We start from the raw sequence: 19,788 nt of genomic DNA, 5'->3' as shown, positions 1-19,788 counted from the left end.
GCGAACCGTTGCGGCCCTCTGGGACGCCATCGGACGGCTCGTCGATCTCATCACCCCCGGGGAGAGCGCCAACTTCTTCACCGCAGCAGCCTATGAACCACAATGATCGGGAAACGCGCTAGGGGCGACTACTGGACGACGAACTCGGCATGCAGCGCCCCTGCAGCGTTGATCGTCTTCAGGATGTCGATCAGGTCTCGCGGCGCGACGCCCAGCGCGTTCAGCCCTGCGACGACTTCGGACAGGCTGGTGTTGTCGCTGACCTCGGCCAACCCGGTTCCTGGCGGCTGGTCAATGGCTGCGGTGCTGCGCGGAACGACCACCGTTTGCCCCATACTGAACGGGTTGGGCTGAACGGCCAGCGGTGCCTCCTCGACGCGCAGGGTCAGGCCACCTTGCGAAACCGCGACCCGGCTGATGCGAACATCGGCGCCCATCACGATGGTCCCCGACCGCTGGTCCACCACCACGCGCGCACGGCGCTCCGGCTCGACAGTGATGTTCTCGATCCGGCTCATCACATGCGCGGGCGACCGCATGCGCGCTCCGCCGATATCGATTGCAACCGTGCCGCCATCGACCATCGCAGCGATCGGGCGACCGAACTCTGCGTTCACCGCCGCCTCGATCCGCGCTGCAGTGGTGAAATCCGGGTTGCGCAGCGCGAGGCGGATTGCAGACAGGCCGGAAAAGTCGAAATCGACCTCGCGCTCCACGCGTGCCCCGGCAGGGATCACGCCGGCGGTCGGCACCCCCTGCACAACCCGTGCCGCCTGGCCTTCGGCAGAAACCCCGCCGGCCAGCACGGCCCCCTGGGCGACAGCGTAGATCTGGCCGTCGGCACCGTTCAGAGGCGTCATCACAAGGGTGCCGCCCAGCAGGCTCTTGGCATCGCCGATGGCCGAGACGGTGACATCAATCCGACCCCCCGCCCGGGCGAACGGCGGGAGGCTGGCGGTTACCATGACGGCAGCAACGTTCTTGGGCCGCAACTGCTCGCCAGTGACGTTCACGCCCAGGCGTTCCAGCAGATTGGCCATGATTTCTTCGGTGAACGGGGCATTTCGCAATCCGTCGCCCGTGCCGTTGAGCCCGACCACCAACCCGTAGCCGACCAGATCGTTGCCCCGCACGCCGTCGAACTCGACCAGATCCTTGACCCGCACCGGCGCCGCTACCGCAGGCATCGCCACAAGCAGCCACAGAAGGAGCGCCCTGATCACCGCAGATACCCCAGCAAATTCATGCCCGACAAACGGGCCGTCACGGCGAAAAGCGTTTCCAGTTGCACCCGCGCGGACTCGAGCTCTGTCGCCGTGGCATAGGGATCGGCCGCGATCAGGCCAGACCGGGCGATGCCCAACGCTGTGCTTTCGGCGGCATGATGCGCCCGCACGTTGTCCAGACGCTGTTCGAGGCTGCCAACCCGTGCCGCCAGCGTGACCCTGGCTTCGGCATTGGCCGCCAGAACCTCGCCGGCCATCTGGCCCAGTTCCCGGCGCTCGGCCGCCATGCCGGGAAACAGGCCGCGATCGATCACGGCCGCCATTGCCAGCCCCGCGAGCGTCCGGCGAATTGCCAGGTCATCGGCCGCAAACCCGATGGCCGCGGTTTCGCCTTGGGCCACGGCAATCGGCGGCTGCGTCGGCCCGCCCAGATAGCCTTGGGCGGCAAACCCGGCCGGGTCGTCGAACCAGGTCAGGATGGCCTCGCGCGCCTCGGCGGCGGTGGTTGCCGTGCTGACCGCGGGCCACAGCGCATCGAGCAGGACTTCGGCACTGGCAACGGCGGGCGCGTCTTCGCGCGTGCCGGCAAAAACCGACGCACCCGCATAACGGGTGTTCAGCACGCCAAGCGCCGCTTCGAGATGCTCGCGCGCGTCGCGCGATGCAAGCGCGACCTGATCGTCCCGGGAGATTGAGTTGAGGCGCAGCAGGCTCTCTGCCTGAGCCTCGCCGATGCCGTGCAACGCGCCGAGGGCAGACTGAGCCGCGCCAAGCTTGCCGGCCAGGCTACCGGCAGCCGAGGTCCAGCTGCCGATACGGGCCAGCGTGCTTTCTATGGCTGCCAACGGACTCAGATCGCCGCCGGAACGGGCCGCCTGGTCCTGGTGCCGCCCCGAAGCCAGCGCCTCGGCAAGACGGGAAACATCCGCCTTGGTGGCGGCGGTATGTCGTTGCAGCATCATGCTGCGGGCAAGGTCGCCGATCGAAACCATCGTCATCTTCAGATCTCCAGCAATCTGTCCAGCATCTGTTCGACCGCCTGGATCACCCGGGCGTTCGCGGCATAGGCGCGCTCGATCACCAGCAGCATCTGGGTTTCGTGATCGGTATCGACACCGCCCTGAGCTTCGAGCTGCTCCAGTGCCGACTGCCGGGTTGCCGCCTGTGTTGCCGCGGATTCTTCGGAAAGCCGCGCCGAGGCGACCGACGACACGAGTTCACCCGCAAGGGCCGCAAAGCTGCGCATGCCGGGCTGGAAACCACCCGACTCCGTCACCCGTGCACGACCCAGTGCCTGACCCAGTGCCGTCAGCACCCTGCCGTCGCCGACATCCCCCGGAGCGGCAGCGCCAAGCCCCGAACGCAGGCGCCAGAGAACGCCCCCCTGCGCAGGATCGACAGTGGCGTTGACCGAGATCCGGCTGGCCAGACCGGCTTCGCGCGCCAGATCGAAGGGGTTGCCGCCATCGGTGAAAAGCCCGGCAGACCCCGGCGCCAACGTCGGGTCGGCGGCTTCGAGGCGGGTCATCAGATCGCGCGCGGTCGCGTCGAGGCGCGATTGCGCCATCGGACCCAGCTGGTCGCGCACGGCGAATTGCGCCGCGAGTCGGCCTCCACGCAGCGCCTCCCCTTCGCCGGTGCCGATCGGCCTGCCGTTCAGCGTCAGCCCCGAAAGGCCCGTGGCACCCGGCACGATCAGGCCCGAAGTTTCGAAACCGAACTCGCCCGCCCGCCCGTCGATCAGCACAGCGCCGCCGACGGAATACAAGGCGATCTGCCCGCCTTCCCGGGCAACCTCCCGCAACGGCACGATGCCGGCGATGCGATCGACCACAGCCTGGCGTTGATCGACCAGTGCCGAGGTGTCTTGCCGCAGGGCATTCATGCGGAGGATCGAACGGTTGAGAGTCTCGATCTGTTTCAGGCTGTCGTTCAGAAGCGACACATCCGCGGCAATCGCACGGTCTGCCGTGGTGCGCGCCTGCTGCACCTGATCCGAGAGATGGCGTAGCTGATCGCCCAGCGCCTGCGCGCTGCCCAGCACCTGCCCCAGGCGCGCCTCGCTTGCCGGGCTTGCGGCCGCCTCGATCAGCGCGCTGTCGAAGGCCGAAATCCGCGCATCCAGCGAACCTGCCGTTCCCGGCACACCTAGCCCGCCTTCGAGCATCTTCAGAAACCCGGCCCGGGTTTCAGTCCCGGCGGTCTGGGCCTGAGCCACCCGCCTGTCGCCGACCAGCACCGGGTTCCCGTGGCGAAGCACCCCGTCGACCTGAACGCCCCCACCCAGGATACTGCTGCTCAGCAGCACGTCCCGCCGCCCGTATCCGGGTGTGCGCAGGTTCGCGAGGTTTTCGGCGACAATCGACGCGGCCTTGGCCGACGCTGTCAGCCCGGAATAGGCGGCGTTCAGGCTGTGCGTGAGGCTCATGGCCTATCCCCCTCAACGCTTGAGATTGGTGGTTTCCTGCAGCATCTCGTCGACCGTCTGGATGACCTTCGCGTTCGAGGAATAGGCGCGCTGCGTCTGGATCAGCTGGGTCAGCTCTTGCGCCACGTCGACGGCACTTTCCTCGCGCGTGTAGGCGGAGACGGTCCCTGTCGGCCCTTCGCCGGCGTTCCACAGGAAGAAATTGCCCGAGGCGATGGACATGGCGTAGGACTGGTCGTCCAGCGCGGTCAGGCCGTTGGGGTTTTGCACATCCACCACGGGAATCTGGAATAGCCGCCGGGTGAAGCCCTGGTCGAAGACGCCATAGAGGAACCCGCCGGCATCGACCTCCACAGAAACGAGGCTGGAAACCGGAGAGCCGTTCTTGGTCATCGAAACCGGCGCGAAGGTCGAGGACAGCTGGGTAATGCCCTCGGTCTGGCCCGGGCGCCCGAGGTCGAGCCGAATCGTGCCGTTCGCCAGCGTCAACTCGGTCTGGCCGGTTGCAGGGTCGTAGACCCCTCCCGAAACCGTAGTGATCGACGCCAGCGTGCCACCATCGCCCTGACCGTCATTGAAGCTCAGCTCATATTCGCCCACCACCGATCCCAGGGCCGAATCGCGGATCTGCAGGGTCCAGGCGTTCGATGCGCCGGTTGCGGCGACAGTCGGGGTGAAGGTAAAGGTCAGGTTCTGCGACAGGCCAAGATTGTCGAAGTATTCCATCGACAACTCCTCGACCTTGCCGGGCGCGCCCGCGATGGTGCTGGTTGCCGGCAGGTTCAGGCTGATCCGCATTTCCGTGGTCGGGTTGGCGGCAAACTGGTTCAGACCCAGCTGCACGGGCCGAAGCCCGGTGATGGTGTCCCGCGTCTGGGTCGAAAAACTGCCGTCGGAGTTGGCCGGCCACCCCAGCAGCACCTGGCCTGCAGGCGTGCGGAAGGTGCCGGTCGCGTCGGGGCGGAACGACCCGGTGGTCACCAGCGACATCTTTTCGGGCAACCCGTCCTCGCGAATCGCGGTGGCGGAGGCGACCGGAAGGAAACCCCGACCCGAGATCGACAGGTCGGTGCCGTTTTCGGTGCGCACCAGCGGGCCGCGTTCGTCGATCAGGCGGACAGAGCTGCTTCGCACCCCGCCGGCGGAATAGCGGTTGGGGCTCGTCCCCTCGATCACCATCGAGTGGAACTCGACCGTGCTGCGCTTGTAACCGAAGGTGGCCGAGTTCGCGATATTGTCGGAAATGGTCGCCAGCCGGGCCGCGTTGGCGTTCAGCCCGGAGACCCCGGCATTCAGCGAAGAGGAAATCGTCATCTGGTCGCGCCTTTCTGCTGCTGCGATTCCTGTCGGATCGCAGTGCAGGATGCGGGCGCCGATTTAATTTCCGCCTAACGGGAACAGGTGTTTTCAGCGATGATTGCGCAAAAGCACGAATTCCAGCCGGTTGTTCCGTTCCGTCATGGGGTCGCGGTCCGCGGGGCGCCGATCGGCGAAACCCGTTATGCGCTGGATACGCTCGGGCCTTGTTCCCGCGGTCTCCAGCAGCAAGCGCGCCGCCTGCGCGCGGCGGGCCGACAGATCCCACACCGGGTTCTGGATCAGCGTGATCGGATAGGTTCGCACGAAACCCTGCACCGCGATCCGGTTCTCGGCCATGGCGAAGACCTCGGACACGACCGCAACAAGATCGCGCAGCACCGGCCGCGGCTCTGCGCTGGCGGCATCGAACAGCGGCGAATCGGGCAGGTCGAACAGTTCGACCACCAATCCTTCGTCGGTCAGCCGCGTCACGACATGGCGCATCAACCGCTCCATCGTCATGCTCTCGCCGCCCACTGCCTTCAAGGCCGCGTCAAGCTGCTCCAGGGCCTTCTGTTCCGCAGCTGCGTCGTCGCTGCCCGAAACACCCATGGCCTGCCGTTCGTCGGTCGGCCGTGTGGCACTGGCCCCCGTGCCCGACTGTGCGAGCATCTCCTCGGAAAACAGGTTGTCGCCGCCAAAGGCACCGTCGCCGCCGCCCGACACGCGGTTCACCGGCACGGTCGGATTGAAGTAGTCGGCAATCCCCTTGCGTTGCTTTTCCGTCGTTGCGTTCAACAGCCACATCAGCAGGAAAAACGCCATCATGGCGGTGACGAAATCGGCATAGGCCACCTTCCACGCCCCACCGTGGTGCCCATGTCCATCGCCGGCCTTTTTCCGTTTGATGATGACTGGCGCGGCATTTCCCGGCCCGGCCATTCCATCACCCTTGTCTCACACCCGGGACCAGAGATACCGCGGTCAGCGTTAGGGTCGCCTTAACAGCTTAAATCTTAAGAGCTTTGCGACAGCCTGGCCGCAACCAGCGCCGCCGCGCGTTCGACCGCGGCCGCGATGGTCATGTCCGAAGTATCGAGGATGACGGCATCGGGCGCCGGGCGCAGGGGGGCATCGGCGCGGTTCATGTCCCGCGCGTCGCGTTCGCGCACCTCGGCCAGAACGACATCGGCATCGCCTCCAAGCTCCAGCCATCGGCGATGCGCGCGCACCTCGGGGCTGGCGGTCACATAAAGCTTCACCTCGGCCTCGGGACAGATCACGGTGCCGATATCACGACCGTCCAGCACGGCACCGCCTTCGCGGCGGGCAAACCGGCGCTGAAATTGCACAAGGGCGGCGCGCACCTCGGGAATGGCGGCAACGCGACTGGCGGCCTGACCTGCGGCCAGTGTGCGCAACTCGGCATTGCCCAGATCGTCGGGGCTCAGCGCCTGCGCAGCCGCCTCGGGCGCGGCTCCTGCGGCCACGCGGGCACCCACCGCCCGGTACAGCAGCCCGGTATCGAGATGCGCGAACCCGAAGCGTTCGGCGACCGCACGCGATATGGTCCCTTTGCCTGCCGCCGCAGGGCCATCGATGGCCACGGTAAAGATCATCGGCGCCTCCCTTGCACGCATCGGCAATAAACAGCGCGGATGCCAAGGTAAAGCCCGGGGTTCCCCCTTGCGCCGGGAGGTTCTCAGGAGGGCGCCCCGCCCTCCTGAGCCGGGGGTGCGGGGGCAGGCGCCCCCGCGCGCCCCGCGCGCTCAGTGCCCGAGAATCTGGCTCAGGAACAGCTTGGTCCGGTCCGACTGCGGGTTGCGGAAGAACTCGCGCGGCTCGTTCTGCTCCACGATCTGCCCCTGATCCATGAAGATCACGCGGTTGGCCACGGCTTGCGCGAACCCCATCTCGTGGGTGACGCACAGCATGGTCATGCCTTCTTCGGCCAGCTCGATCATGGTGTCCAGCACTTCCTTGATCATCTCGGGGTCAAGGGCGCTGGTCGGCTCGTCGAACAGCATGATCCGCGGCTTCATGCACAAGCTGCGCGCGATGGCAACGCGCTGCTGCTGGCCGCCCGACAGCTGGCCGGGATACTTGTGCGCCTGCTCGGGGATCTTCACCTTGCGCAGGAAATGCATCGCGGTTTCTTCCGCTTCCTTCTTCGGAATCTTCCGCACCCAGATCGGCGCGAGCGTGCAGTTTTCCAGGATGGTCAGATGCGGAAACAGGTTGAAGTGCTGAAACACCATCCCGACCTCTGACCGCACCTTGTCGATGTTCTTCAGGTCGGATGTCAGCTCGGTGCCATCCACGATGATCTGACCTTGCTGATGCTCCTCCAGCCGGTTGATGCAGCGGATCAGCGTGGATTTCCCCGAACCCGAAGGCCCGCAGATCACGATGCGTTCGCCGCGATACACCGTCATGTCGATATCGCGCAGCACATGGAACGACCCGTACCACTTGTTCATGCCGGTGATCTGGATCGCCACTTCGGACGATACCTTCATGTGGCTGCGGTCGATGGCGCGGTCGATGCTCAGTTCGGACATGGCGAATTCCCTAGCGGTGATCCGTCTTCAGCTTGCGTTCCAGATACATGGAATAGCGCGACATGCCGAAGCAGAAGATGAAGAAACAGAAGCCGATGAAGACGAACAGCTCCCAGTAGATGCCGTTCCAGTTGGTATCGGCCCGGATGGCATTCGAGAGCCCGATCGGATCCAGCAGGCCGATGAACACCACCAGCGTGGTATCCTTGAACAGGCCGATGAAGCTGTTGACGATACCGGGGATCGAGATCTTCAGCGCCTGCGGCATGATGATCAGCCGCTGCGCCTTCCAGTAGTCCAGCCCCAGCGCATCCGCCGCCTCGTATTGCCCACGCGGCAAGGCGGCCAGCCCGCCCCGGATCACCTCGGCCAGATAGGCGGCCGAGAACAGGGTCACCATGATGATCACGCGCAGGATGATGTCGAAGTTCGTGCCCGGCGGCAGGAAATAGTTCAGCAGCAGCGACGCGGTGAACAGCAGCGTGATCAGCGGAACCCCGCGGATGAACTCGATGAAACCGACGCAGATCACCTTGATCAGCAGCATGTCCGACTTGCGCCCCAGCGCAAGCATGATGCCCAGCGGCAGCGACAGCGAAATCCCCGTCACCCCGATGATGATCGACAACATGAAACCGCCGAAGTCGCGGCTTGGCACCGCCTGAATCGCCAGCGGCACCGCCGATTGCAAGGCATCCACCACGGGCGCCAGCACCCACACCCACCAGATCACCGCTGCCGCCGCGCCGGCAAGCATCGCGATCAGGCTGGTCTGGCGCGACAGCACCCGGAACACTGCGTAGCCGATGGCGAACCCGACCATCGCCATCAGCGGCATCCAGATCGACCCGCCCCAGAGCAGCCAGAAGGCCACCGCGGGATAAAGGGCCGTGAACCACAGCATCTTGCGCGGGAGATTGTCGAACAGCACCGGCGCAATGGCCACGATCATCAACACCAGCGCCAGGTTGGGCCGCCAGAACAGATGCGACGGGTAGAAGCCATACAACAATTGCGACCAGCGGTCCCGGATCACGGCAAAGCAGGCGCCGGTCGCCCCGTCGAGGATTTGCCGGCATTCCGCAAGGCTGCCTGCGTTCCAGACGGCATTGGCGAACCAGGGCCCGATGTGCGCCACGATCCACCAGACCGCCATGAAGGACAGAACGGTCAGAATCGTGTTCAGCGGCCCGGAAAACAGGTTCTCGCGCATCCAGCGGACCGCACCGATCTGGCTGCTGGGCGGCGCCTTGGTCTCGACCATCTGGGTGCGGACGAAGGAGGTGTTGCTCATCTCAGCGCTCCTTCAGCTTCACGCTGCTGTTGTAGGCGTTCATCACCATCGAGATGATCAGGCTGATCGTCAGATAGGTCAGCATCAGCAGCAGCATGCCTTCCAGCTCGCGCCCCGTCTGGTTGATGGTGATTCCCCCCAGCGTGGAGCGGATGTCCATGTAGCCCACCGCCAGCGCCAGCGAGGTGTTCTTGGTGATGTTGAGGTATTGCGAGATCATCGGCGGAATGATGACCCGCAGCGCCTGCGGCAACACCACCAGCCGTGTCGTCAGGCTCGGGCGCAGACCCAGCGCGTAGGCCGCTTCGGTCTGCCCGTGCGAGATGGCCATGATGCCGGCGCGCACGTTTTCGGCGATGAAGGCGCCGGTATAGATCGTCAGCGCGAACCACAAGGCGATCAACGAGTTGCGCAGATGCGTGCCGCCGACGAAGTTGAAGCCGCGCAGTTCCGGGAAGCCCAGATGGAACCCGAGCGCGACTTTCAGCGCCAGCAGCGGCACCACCCAGATCAGGATGGATTTCCACCAGGTCACCGGGCGCACGCCGGTTGCGTTCTGCACCGCGGTGGCATTGTTCAGCAACCAGCGGTTTGCCAGAAAGCTGCCGACCAGCACGGCAATGATCGCCAGCAAGTCGATGGAAACCAGGAACAGCCCGACATCCAGGTTGCCCAGCGAACGGTCGAACAGCGGCTCGGGAATGTAGATGCCGCGGTTGGTGATGGCGATGCTGTCGAACAGCAGCATCGACGACGTGGCGTTTTCGCCCCGGAACGCATTCGGTGCCGGCATCGCCTCGGTCATGATCGCAAAGATCAGCAGAATCCAGATCAGCAACGGGATGTTGCGAAAGGCTTCGACGTAAACCGTCATCAACCGCGCGACCAGCCAGTTCTTCGACAACCGCAGCACACCCGCCAGCACGCCCACGATGGTCGCCGTGACGCAGGAGATGAACGCAACCAGAAGCGTGTTCAGCAACCCGACCAGCATTGCGCGACCGTGCGTGCTGTCGCTGGTGTATTCGATCAGCCGCTGGTTGATGTCATAGCCCGACCGCACGGTCAGGAAGCCGAAGCTGAAATCCTTGCCCAGCGCCTTCAGGTTGGCCACGGTGTTGGTCACCAGCCACCAGCCCGCCGCCACGAAGATTGCCAGAAAGATGACCTGCAAGGTGATCGAGCGATACCGCGTATCGTAGATCAGCATGCTTGGCCGAAAGCCGTCCTTTCGGACGTCGGGCACAGAAGCCATTCATAACCCCCTGTATCTGCCAGGCGCTTTGCGCTCGCCGGCCCTTGGCCGGGGCAGATGTTGTCAGCCGTCAGATGCGGCCGGGGGCGCGTCGGACGCGCCCCCGGCCTGTTGGCAATCAGCGGAACGGCGGCGAATACTGCAGACCGCCCTGGGTCCACTGCGCGTTCAGACCGCGCGCGATCCCGATCGGGGTGGATTCGCCGATGGTGGCGGCAAAAATCTCGCCATAGTTGCCGCCGGCCTTGATGGCGCGCACGGCCCATTCCTTGTCCAGGCCCAGCATCGCGCCCAATTCGCCTTCGGTGCCCAGCAGACGGTTGATTTCGGGGTTCTGGGTGCCCTTGAGCAGCTCGTCGATGTTCGCCGAAGTAATGCCGTATTCCTCGGCAGCGATCAGTGCGTTCAGCGTCCACTTGGCGATGTCGGCCCACTGGTCGTCGCCGTGGCGAACCAGCGGCCCCAGCGGCTCTTTCGAGATGATCTCGGGCAGGACGATGTGGTTTTCCGGGTCGGCAAAGGTCGCGCGGGTCGCCGCGAGGCCCGAGGCGTCGGTGGTGTAGACGTCGCAGGCACCGGCCAGATACTGCTGCTGCGCTTCGGCGTTGGTCTCGATCGGAACCGGCTCGTAGGTCATGTTGTTCGACTTGAAGAAGTCGGCCAGGTTCAGTTCGGTCGTGGTGCCGGTCTGGATGCAGACGGTCGCACCGTCCAGTTCCTTGGCCGACGAAACGCCCAGCGCCTTTTTCACCATGAAGCCCTGGCCGTCATAGTAGTTCACGCCGGCAAAGGTGAACTTCAGGTCCACGTCACGGCTGAAGGTCCAGGTGGTATTGCGGGCCAGGATGTCGATCTCGCCCGACGCCAGCGCCGAGAAACGGGTCTGGCCCGTGGTCGAGACGAAGTTGACCTTCATCGGGTCGCCCAGGACGGCAGCGGCAATCGCGCGGCACACCGCCACATCGAAACCCTGCCAAACGCCGTTCGCGTCGGGCGCCGAGAACCCGGCAAGGCCGGTCGACACACCGCAGTTCAGCATCCCGCGCGCCTTCACGTCGTCCAGGGTGCCGGCCGCCGCCATTCCGCCTGCCAGAGCGGCCAGGGAAAGCGTGCCAAGGAATACCGATTTTTTCATGCGTACCTCTTCCTGAGTTGCCGCCGGGGGCCGACGGTCCTTTTTTTGGGTCCGAGTTCCGGCCTGCGGCCGGTCGTGCGGGTCGTTAGGAACAGCCCCGGTCCTCGTGTCCGGGGTGACGGGCATAGTGCGACGAAGGCCGCCCGCGCGTCAAGGCTTGCGACGGCACAGATGTTGCGTTCGCCGAAAGTTCTTGAAATTGAACATGTTGACCATTCGCTTCCTTGCCCGGGACTGGCGAAAGGCGAAATACTATTGCCACGGCGCGGCGGACGGCCCGCACAGGCGCAGGAATCGCGCGGCATCTTCCAGCGCTTCGCGCTTCAGCGCTTCCTGCGTGGCGGCCTCCTCGTCGCGGCCCCATTGTTCGGTCTGCCAGGTCTCGTCGATGCGCGAGGCGTCCCAGCCGGCCTGAACGTCGATCCGGCCTTGCGCGACGGCAAGCCCGATCACCAGCGAGCCCGAGATCGACACCAGGTCGTGCAGCGCCATCAGGCGGAACGGGTCGAACCCGTGCACCAGCGCAGCCAGCCGGTCGAGGCTGTCTTGCGGTTGCGCCACCGGCACCACCCCGGCGGTTACGCGCAAGGGCGCCCCGAGGTGCTGCGCCGCCCAGTCCAGCAAGGGATCCCATGCGGCCTGCTGCCGCGCCACCAGCGCTGCGGGCCCGGTGGCGCGGTAACACAGCAAGTCGCTGCCGCCATAGGCCGCGATCAGGTCTGCCACCTCGTCGAACTGCACCGCGATCTTGTCCAGCGCCGAGTTGGCCGCCCGCGTCATCGGCATCGTCGCCGGGCGCACTTCGCCCTGCTGGGCGCCCCATTCGGCGGCAATCGCGCTGGCCATCGCCTCGGTCGGCACGATCAGCGGCGTCTTGCCCGGGGTGCGCACAGGCCGGGCGTCCAGCCGAACCCCCCAGCCCGCCCCTTCGGCCACGACCGAGACCGATTTCCAGAACCGCCTTGCCTTCCAGCCGCTCATGCGCCGCCCATGTCTGCCGCGGTGCCCTGTCGTTGCCCGATCATCCGCGCGTCTCGTCGAAGGGGTCTTCCGGCACCGAATGCGCCTCCCACCCCAGGGTCTTCCATGTGCGGGCCATGTGTTCGGGCAAAGGCGCGGTAAAGCTGACCCGCGCCTTGGTCACCGGATGCTCGAAGCTCAGCGAACGGGCGTGCAGGTGCAGCTTGCGGCTGATCTCGCCGCCCAGCTGTGCGCCCCAGCCGTCGCCGGGGTTTTCCTGCCCCGACCCGCCATACTTGCCGTCGCCCACGATCGGGTGCCCGATTTCGGCCATGTGGGCGCGCAACTGATGCGTGCGCCCCGTCACCGGCACCAGCGCCACCCAGGACACCCGCGTGCCCAGCGCATCGAGCACGGCGTAATCGGTGGTGGCGCGCTTGGCGCCTTCGGTGGCGTCCACCTTGGCAGGGTGCACGCACAGCATCTTTTCGCCTTCGCCGCCCTTGCCGTGGCCGGGCGCCTTGACGAGGCCGAACCGGATCGTGCCCATCTTCGGGTTGGGCACACCCGCGACCGCTGCCCAATAGATCTTGCGGGTGGTGCGCAGGCGAAACGCCTCGGACAACGCACGGGCGACCCGGTCGGTGCGGGCCAGCACCAGAAGGCCGCTCGTGTCCTTGTCCAGCCGATGCACCAGCTTGGGGCGTTCCTTGTAGCCGAAGGTCAGCGCCTCGGTCAGGCCATCGACATGGCGGTGGTCCAGCCCGCTGCCGCCCTGGCTGGGCAGGCCCGCGGGCTTGTTCAGCACGATCAGGTGCTGGTCCTTGAAGATCACGCACCCCTGAATCATCCGGGCGTCATCCTCGGAGATCCCGGCCTCGGCCTTGGGCGGGGGCGGCGTGTCGGGAAGCGGCGGCACCCGCACCACCATCCCCGGCGCCACACGGTCGCTGGCCTTGGCCCGGGCGCCGTCGATGCGCACCTGCCCGGTGCGGCACAGTTTTTCCACCGCGCCTTGCGTCAGTTGCGCGAACCGACGCTTCATCCAGCGGTCCAGCCGCTGTTCGCCTTCAGCTTCGGTCACCGTGACCATCTGCACGCCGGTCACGACAGGATCCCGCGCATGATCCAGATGCCAAGCGCAAGGGCACCCAGCGACAGCGCGACCGATGCCACGACATAAGTCGAAGCAGCCAGGGCAGCGCCTTGCTGCCACAGCTTTACCGTGTCGAGCGAAAAGGCGGAAAACGTGGTGAAACCGCCCAGGAACCCCGCCATCAGCAAGGGCGCCAACCGCATCAGGTCGCGCGCCTCCAGCCAGACGAACAGGGCGCCCATCACGAACGAGCCCAGCACATTGACCGCCAGCGTTCCCCAGGGGAACCACGGCCCGAAGGCCCGCAACGCGGCCAGCACGGTCAGATACCGCGCCACCGCGCCGAATGCCCCGCCAAGGGCTACCTGAGTCACGATCCAGATCATGTGGCCTTCCTGTGCCCGGCTTGCCCGCTTGTCAACCTTGGCTGCGTCGTTACCCTGGGACAATGTTGCACCATCATCCCCGCAGCGCGACTGCATCGGCAGAGGCGCTGCAATCGCCTTGCGGTCTGCACCGGCTGACCCTGCTGCATCGCTGGGGTGCGGCGGATCTGGTGGGATGGGTGATGCTGAACCCCTCGACCGCCACCGAAACGCAGGACGACCCCACCGTTGCCCGATGCCGCCGCCGCGCCCGGGATATTGGCTGCGGCGGGTTCGTCATCACAAACCTGTTCACCTGGCGCAGCCCGAGCCCGGCAGAGCTGAAACGGGCCGCAGCGCCGCTTTGCCACGGCGCCGACGAAGCAATGCTGAAGGTGCTGGCCGGATGCGACCGCGTGATCTGCGCCTGGGGCAACCACGGCACCTACCGGAACCGTGCGGCCGAGGTGCGGGCGCTGTTGGCGGCGGCCGGGCTGCCGCTGTGGCACCTGGGGCTGACCCGGCTGGGCCAGCCGCGGCATCCGCTTTACACCCGCCACGATGCGCCGCTCTGGCCTCTTGTCTGATCGGCCCGGGCAAGGCAGCCTTGCCCCAGCCAGGGAGCAGCGCCCATGACCACGATTCCGGGGTTCGCCCGCACCGAGATCCCGCTTTCCGACGTCACCCTGTCGGTGCAGCAAGCCGGCCAGGGTGCGCCGCTCATCCTGCTGCACGGGTATCCGCAGAACGGGTTGTGCTGGGGGCCGGTGGCCCCTGACCTTGCGCGGCAGTTCCATGTCATCATCCCCGACCTGCGCGGCTATGGCAAATCCGACGCACCGCCCGATGACGCGGCGCACACCGTCTATTCCAAGCGCAGGATGGCGCAGGACGTGGTGGACCTGATGGACAGGCTGGGCCTTCCGTCGGCACATGTCCTGGGGCATGACCGCGGCGCGCGGGTCAGCTATCGGCTGGCGCTGGACCATCCGGGCAGGGTGCGCCGGCTGGGCATCATCGAAATCGTTCCGACCGCGGATTTCTGGGCGGCCTGGAACGCGGAACTGGCCACGGCGGCCTGGCACTGGACCTTTCTGGCACAGCCCGCGCCTTTCCCCGAACGCATGATCGGCGCCGATCCGACCGGCTATCTGGACCATATCCTGAAAACCTGGTCGCTGTCGGGCGACCTGTCGGCCTTTGCGCCCGATGCGCTGGCCAGTTACCGCGCGCAGATGGCCGACCCCGCCCGGATCCACGCCATGTGCGCCGATTACCGCGCCGGCGCCACAACCGACCGCCGGATCGACCTTGAAACCCGCGCCGCCGGCAGGCGCATTGCCGCGCCGCTGGCCTATCTGTGGGGCGAACACGGCTTTCCCGCCCGCACCGGCGACCCCTTGGGCATCTGGCGCAACTGGGCCGACAAGGTGCAAGGCAACGCCTGCACCTCGGGCCACTTCGTGATGGAGGAAAACCCGGCCGCCGTGCTGGCGCTGTTTGCGCCGTTCTTTGCAGCTGACCAGGGCCCGGCGTAGCGGCGCCAGGCTATTTCGGGCTGCGCTTGGCCAGGATGCGTTGCAGCGTGCGGCGGTGCATGTTCAGCCGCCGCGCGGTTTCCGACACGTTGCGGTCGCACTGTTCGTAAACCCGCTGGATATGTTCCCAACGCACGCGGTCGGCCGACATGGGGTTTTCCGGCGGCGGCGGCAGCGCCTCGCCCTTCGACAGCAGGGCATTGGTGATGTCGTTGGCATCGGCCGGCTTCGACAGGTAATCGGTGGCCCCCGCCTTGACCGCGGCCACGGCCGTGGCAATCGCGCCATAGCCGGTCAGCACCACGATGCGGCAATCGGGCCGGCGTTCGCGCAGCGCCTCCACCACGTCCAGCCCGTTGCCATCCTCCAACCGCAGGTCGATCACGGCATAGGCCGGCGGCCGGGTCTGGGCAATCGCCTTGCCCATCGCAACGCTTTCGGCCGTTTCCGGCACGAACCCACGCTTTTCCATGGCACGGGCCAGCCGTTTGACGAAGGGTTCGTCGTCGTCCACCAGCAGCAGCGAACGGTCGGCACCCAGTTCCAGCATTTCGTGTTCGGACACGGCGCAACCCCTCGAGACAGCATCCTGTCAGTTTCTAGGGCGAACGTGCCATAGGGTCAAACCGGCATTTCCCCTCGGGGAAAGGCCCCCTCAACCCTTGTCGAGGAAACAGGCCACCTGTGCGGCCAGCTGGTCGGGGGCAAGCTCGCGGCGAAAGAACTCGACAAAGCCCTTGTCCGGCAGCACCAGGTAGGTGAAGGTCGAATGATCCACCAGGTAGTAGTCGTCCTTCTTTTCCTGCGCCTTGTAATAGGTGCGATAGGCTTGCGACGCCGCCTTGACCTGTTCGGGCGTGCCGGTCAGCGCGATCATGCGCGGGTGCATGTTCTGGGCCCAGTCGGCCATGACTTCGGGCGTGTCGCGTTCGGGGTCGATGGAAATGAACACCGGCGTCACCTCGTGCCCAAGCTCCTCCAGCGCGTCGACCGCCTCGACGTTGCGCGCCGTGTCCAGCGGGCAGACGTCGGGGCAGAAGGTATAGCCGAAGTAGACCAGCGAAGGCTTGGTGATGACCTCCTTGTCGGTCACCGTCCTGCCGGTCTGATCGACCAGCGTGAAGGGCCCGCCGATGGCGCCCGGGCCACCGGCAATGGCCGATTGCCGGCAATCGGCATAGGGGTCGGCCGCCTCGCGGCTGGAAACATACCAGGCGGTTCCGGCCAGCAACGCCGCAACCGCCAGCACCGAGACACCCGCATAGACCTTCAACATCGTATCGCCCCCAAACAGCCCGACTGCGATTGATCGCCGGTTGCCCCCCGGCTAACAAGTGCAGAACCCCTGTTCAAGGCCCCAGTCAATGCAGCTTCCTGCCACAGGTTTCTTCGGCCTCGCGCAATCCAGCACCTGGATTCGCCTGCGCACGCTGATCCTGTTGCGCTGGATCGCCATTGCCGGGCAGGTGGCTGCAATTCTGGCCGCGGTGGTCTGGCTGGATCTGGACCTTCCGCTGGGTGCGGTGGCGGTGGTGGTCGGGCTGTCGGTGGTGGCCAACCTTGTTATCCTGACGATCCTGCCGGCCAGCTACCGGCTGCGCACGGCCGAAGCGTTGGCCATGCTGATCTTCGACCTGGCGCAACTGGCCTCGCTGCTGGCCTTGACCGGCGGCCTGCACAACCCCTTTGCCCTGCTGATGATCGTGCCGGTCACCATCGCGGCCACCGGCCTTTCCGACCGCAGCACCGCGCTGGTCGGCGTGTTGACACTGGTTGCCGTGACGGCGGTTGCGCTGTTTCACCTGCCGCTGCGTCTGGCCTCGGGCGGGGAACTGGCGATGCCGCCCTTGCTGGAGTTCGGCAGCTGGCTGGCCATCGTGATCGGGGTGGGGTTTCTGGCCAGCTATGCCCGGCGCGTCTCGGGCGAAATCCGCAGCATGGCCGAAGCGCTGATGGCCACCCAGATGGCGCTGGCCCGCGAACAGAAACTGACCGACCTGGGCGGCGTGGTGGCGGCGGCGGCGCACGAGCTGGGAACGCCGCTGGCCACCATCAAGCTGGTCAGCGCCGAGCTGATCGACGACTTGCAGGATGTGCCGGGCGCGGAACATCTGCGCGACGATGCCGCCCTGATCCGCGACCAGGCCGACCGTTGCCGCGATATCCTGCGGTCGATGGGGCGCGCGGGCAAGGACGACCTGCACCTGCGCCATGCACCGCTCGATGCCGTGCTGCGCGAGGCGGCAGAGCCGCACCAGAACCGCGGCAAGGCCCTGATTTTCGACATCCGCCCCGCATCGGGCGACGAGTCGCGCCAGCCCACGATCCGGCGCGCGCCCGAGGTCATCCACGGCCTGCGCAACCTGATTCAGAACGCGGTGGACTTTTCCGCCTCGACCGTCTGGGTCGATGGACAATGGTCCGCCGAACAGGTGCGCGTGCGGGTCATCGACGACGGCCCCGGTTACCCGCCGCAGCTTCTCCACCGGATCGGCGACCCCTTTCTGCGCAACCGCGGCGACGACGGCCGTGACCGTCCGGGCTACGAGGGGATGGGGCTTGGCCTGTTCATCGCCAAGACGTTGCTGGAACGGTCGGGGGCCCGGCTGAGCTTTGCCAATGGCGGCGACCCGTTCCTGCGCGGCAACGAACGCCCGTTGCGCTCGGGCGCCATCGTCGAGGTCGTCTGGCCGCTGTCCGCCATCGCGGCCCCGGCGGATGCAGCCCTGGGCGCCAACCGCCCGATCGAGGCGTGATCAGCCGGCGGGTCTCCTTGCATCCGGCATCTCAGCGTTAACACGTTATTAACTGCTGGCCGCCTAGCCTGCCCTGCACAAGACCCGCCGGCAGGAGACGAGATGGCACTTTCGGATTGGTTCGGGCTGTTCGTGGTCTGCAGCGCCGCAGCGACGGTGGCCCTGGCTGCGGTCGCGTGGTTCGGACGCAAGGTCGAAACCGCGCGTGGCGGCCTGTTTGCCGAACCGGCACAAGCCACGGTCTTTCTGTTCGATGGCGAAACCATGCTGGATGCCAGCGCCGGGGCACGCGCGCTGCTGGCGGCAACGCGGGCCGAAGGGGCGCCCTGGCAAAGGTTCCTGGCCTTTGCCGCCCCGCGCTTTCCGGGCGTTGCGGCGCAGCTCGACCGGCTGCCCGAGCTTGGGCATCTGTCGATGGCATCGGCCTTGGCCGACGGGCTGACCCTTGTGGCCGAATGGCGCGGCGGCCTGCGGCGGATTTCCCTGATCGAACCGCATGTGGAAACATCGGGGCGCCTGATCGATTCGCTTGCCCAGAAGGCACTGGACCAGGAGCTTGAAACCCTGCGCCAGATCACCGATGCGTCGCCGCACCCGGTCTGGCGCGAAGGTGCGGATGGGTCAGTCACCTGGGCCAACCACGCCTATGTCGCGCTGGCGCTGCAGGTTTCGGGTGCCGATGCCATGATCGGCTGGCCGCTGCCGCGTCTGTTCGCAAACCCCGAAACCGGGCGTCTTCCGTTGCACCTTGCCAATGCAACTGCCCCTGCCTGGTTCGATTGCCACGTCGTGGCGCAGCCCGAAGGCCGCATCGTCTTTGCCGTTCCGGCCGAGGCGGCGGTTCAGGCCGAACAGGCCTTGCGCAGCTTCGTGCAGACCTTGACCAAGACCTTCGCGCATCTGCCGATCGGTCTTGCGATCTTCGACCGGCAGCGAAAGCTGCAACTGTTCAACCCGGCCTTGACCGACCTTTCCGGCCTTCCGGTCGATTTCCTGTCGGCGCGCCCGTCGCTGTTTGCCTTTCTCGATGCGATGCGCGAAAGGGGGACAATCCCTGAACCCAAGGATTACAAAGCCTGGCGCCTGCAGATGGCGGCGATGGAACAATCCGCCGCCGAAGGCCAGTTCGAGGAAACCTGGACTCTGCCTTCGGGCCAGACCTACCGCATCCTGGGCCGCCCGCACCCCGAAGGCGCCCTGGCGCTTCTGATCCAGGACATCAGCGACGAGGTGAGCCGCGCCCGCCGCATGCGCGCGGATCTCGAGATCGGGCAGTCGGTGATCGACGCAACGGACGAGGCGATCGCGGTTTTCTCCTCGGCCGGGCAGCTGATGATGTCCAACCTGGGCTATGCCCGGCTCTGGGCGCACGATCCGATGGAAACCCTTGCCGACCAGCCGATTGCGGACCTGGCGCGAACCTGGCGCGCCGCTTGCGCGCCCAGCCACTTCTGGGCTTTGGCCGAAGGGTATGTCGCCACCACCGGCCCGCGCGAGCCCTGGGTTTCGCATGCCCGGCTGAACGACGGCCGCCCCCTGCGCTGCCGTCTGGCGCCGCTGGCAGGGGGCGCCACGCTCGTGGGCTTTTCCACCGAGCCGGCCCCTGACCGCGCCGCGGAACCCGCTGTTGCGCACCTGGTGGAGCGCGAGGGGCCCCCGCGGTGGATCGGCGCTGCCAAGGGTTAACAGGCTGCTGAAGAAGTCCACGAGGCGGAACAGTTTTCCCTCTGTTTGGGCGGCAGCGGTGAGCGTCTTGCTGGTCGAGGCGAGGTATGGGTGCCCGATGCCACCCCTCGTCGTCATGCGGCCAGCAGCCGGGGCAGTCGGGCGAGGTTGTTGGCGGCCATCGTCAGGATGAAGCGGGACCGCACCTTC

Annotated in this window: 19 protein-coding genes; 4 read left to right on the top strand and 15 right to left on the bottom strand. The window is 66.3% G+C overall.

Annotated features, from left to right (window positions below; genetic code table 11):
* Positions 1 to 128: 128 nt before the first annotated feature.
* The 13 genes from ACK4S2_RS13485 to crcB form a co-directional block, all read right to left on the bottom strand.
* Entirely contained in the window at positions 129 to 1,187 is a 1,059-nt protein-coding gene (locus ACK4S2_RS13485) for a flagellar basal body P-ring protein FlgI (protein WP_409625330.1), read from the bottom strand.
* Positions 1,188 to 1,219: 32 nt separating this feature from the next.
* Positions 1,220 to 2,224 carry a flagellin gene (locus ACK4S2_RS13480; RefSeq protein WP_409625324.1) on the bottom strand — a complete coding sequence of 335 codons (1,005 nt, stop codon included), beginning with the start codon at positions 2,222 to 2,224 and terminating at the stop codon, positions 1,220 to 1,222.
* A 2-nt stretch (positions 2,225 to 2,226) separates the two neighbouring features.
* The gene (flgK, locus tag ACK4S2_RS13475; RefSeq protein WP_409625321.1) at positions 2,227 to 3,654 is read right to left on the bottom strand and encodes a flagellar hook-associated protein FlgK; all 1,428 of its coding nucleotides are present in this window, start codon (positions 3,652 to 3,654) and stop codon (positions 2,227 to 2,229) included.
* 12 nt (positions 3,655 to 3,666) lie between these two features.
* On the bottom strand, positions 3,667 to 4,968 hold the full coding sequence (locus ACK4S2_RS13470; RefSeq protein WP_409625319.1) for a flagellar hook protein FlgE: 1,302 nt from the start codon (positions 4,966 to 4,968) through the stop codon (positions 3,667 to 3,669).
* Between the two features lie 93 nt (positions 4,969 to 5,061).
* On the bottom strand, positions 5,062 to 5,895 hold the full coding sequence (locus ACK4S2_RS13465) for a flagellar motor protein MotB (protein ID WP_409625316.1): 834 nt from the start codon (positions 5,893 to 5,895) through the stop codon (positions 5,062 to 5,064).
* A gap of 74 nt (positions 5,896 to 5,969) precedes the next feature.
* The gene (locus tag ACK4S2_RS13460; RefSeq protein WP_409625313.1) at positions 5,970 to 6,572 is read right to left on the bottom strand and encodes a (d)CMP kinase; all 603 of its coding nucleotides are present in this window, start codon (positions 6,570 to 6,572) and stop codon (positions 5,970 to 5,972) included.
* A gap of 150 nt (positions 6,573 to 6,722) precedes the next feature.
* Positions 6,723 to 7,514 carry an amino acid ABC transporter ATP-binding protein gene (locus tag ACK4S2_RS13455; RefSeq protein ID WP_409625310.1) on the bottom strand — a complete coding sequence of 264 codons (792 nt, stop codon included), beginning with the start codon at positions 7,512 to 7,514 and terminating at the stop codon, positions 6,723 to 6,725.
* Positions 7,515 to 7,524: 10 nt separating this feature from the next.
* Positions 7,525 to 8,808 carry an amino acid ABC transporter permease gene (locus ACK4S2_RS13450; RefSeq protein WP_409625307.1) on the bottom strand — a complete coding sequence of 428 codons (1,284 nt, stop codon included), beginning with the start codon at positions 8,806 to 8,808 and terminating at the stop codon, positions 7,525 to 7,527.
* Between the two features lies 1 nt (position 8,809).
* A complete protein-coding gene (locus ACK4S2_RS13445) occupies positions 8,810 to 10,063 on the bottom strand; it encodes an amino acid ABC transporter permease (RefSeq protein ID WP_409625304.1) in 1,254 nt (417 codons plus the stop codon).
* 118 nt (positions 10,064 to 10,181) lie between these two features.
* A complete protein-coding gene (locus ACK4S2_RS13440) occupies positions 10,182 to 11,198 on the bottom strand; it encodes an amino acid ABC transporter substrate-binding protein (RefSeq protein ID WP_409625301.1) in 1,017 nt (338 codons plus the stop codon).
* Positions 11,199 to 11,450: 252 nt separating this feature from the next.
* A complete protein-coding gene (locus ACK4S2_RS13435; protein WP_409625299.1) occupies positions 11,451 to 12,179 on the bottom strand; it encodes an ATP12 family chaperone protein in 729 nt (242 codons plus the stop codon).
* Positions 12,180 to 12,219: 40 nt separating this feature from the next.
* Positions 12,220 to 13,266 (bottom strand): RluA family pseudouridine synthase, encoded by a 1,047-nt coding sequence (locus ACK4S2_RS13430; protein WP_409625297.1) that lies wholly within the window; start codon positions 13,264 to 13,266, stop codon positions 12,220 to 12,222.
* On the bottom strand, positions 13,263 to 13,640 hold the full coding sequence (gene crcB / locus ACK4S2_RS13425) for a fluoride efflux transporter CrcB (RefSeq protein WP_409625294.1): 378 nt from the start codon (positions 13,638 to 13,640) through the stop codon (positions 13,263 to 13,265). Before crcB ends, ACK4S2_RS13430 begins: the two co-directional genes overlap by 4 nt.
* A gap of 182 nt (positions 13,641 to 13,822) precedes the next feature.
* Here crcB and ACK4S2_RS13420 point away from each other — a divergent pair, with 182 nt between their 5' ends.
* Both ACK4S2_RS13420 and ACK4S2_RS13415 read left to right on the top strand, forming a co-directional pair.
* A complete protein-coding gene (locus ACK4S2_RS13420; RefSeq protein ID WP_409625291.1) occupies positions 13,823 to 14,206 on the top strand; it encodes a DUF1643 domain-containing protein in 384 nt (127 codons plus the stop codon).
* A 45-nt stretch (positions 14,207 to 14,251) separates the two neighbouring features.
* Positions 14,252 to 15,157, top strand: a complete 906-nt coding sequence (locus tag ACK4S2_RS13415; protein ID WP_409625289.1) for an alpha/beta fold hydrolase — start codon at positions 14,252 to 14,254, stop codon at positions 15,155 to 15,157.
* A gap of 10 nt (positions 15,158 to 15,167) precedes the next feature.
* Here ACK4S2_RS13415 and ACK4S2_RS13410 read toward each other — a convergent pair whose 3' ends face one another.
* Positions 15,168 to 15,707 carry an ActR/PrrA/RegA family redox response regulator transcription factor gene (locus ACK4S2_RS13410; protein WP_409625327.1) on the bottom strand — a complete coding sequence of 180 codons (540 nt, stop codon included), beginning with the start codon at positions 15,705 to 15,707 and terminating at the stop codon, positions 15,168 to 15,170.
* A gap of 105 nt (positions 15,708 to 15,812) precedes the next feature.
* Entirely contained in the window at positions 15,813 to 16,433 is a 621-nt protein-coding gene (locus ACK4S2_RS13405) for an SCO family protein (RefSeq protein WP_409625286.1), read from the bottom strand.
* 88 nt (positions 16,434 to 16,521) lie between these two features.
* Between ACK4S2_RS13405 and regB the strand changes: the two genes are divergently transcribed.
* A complete protein-coding gene (gene regB, locus ACK4S2_RS13400) occupies positions 16,522 to 17,913 on the top strand; it encodes a sensor histidine kinase RegB (protein WP_409625283.1) in 1,392 nt (463 codons plus the stop codon).
* A gap of 102 nt (positions 17,914 to 18,015) precedes the next feature.
* Positions 18,016 to 19,599 (top strand): PAS-domain containing protein, encoded by a 1,584-nt coding sequence (locus ACK4S2_RS13395; RefSeq protein ID WP_409625280.1) that lies wholly within the window; start codon positions 18,016 to 18,018, stop codon positions 19,597 to 19,599.
* Positions 19,600 to 19,788: the final 189 nt, after the last annotated feature.

This window comes from Gemmobacter sp. (assembly GCF_046292685.1).
Classification (GTDB): Bacteria; Pseudomonadota; Alphaproteobacteria; order Rhodobacterales; family Rhodobacteraceae; genus Wagnerdoeblera.
This window is presented reverse-complemented; position numbering and strand designations above follow the sequence as displayed.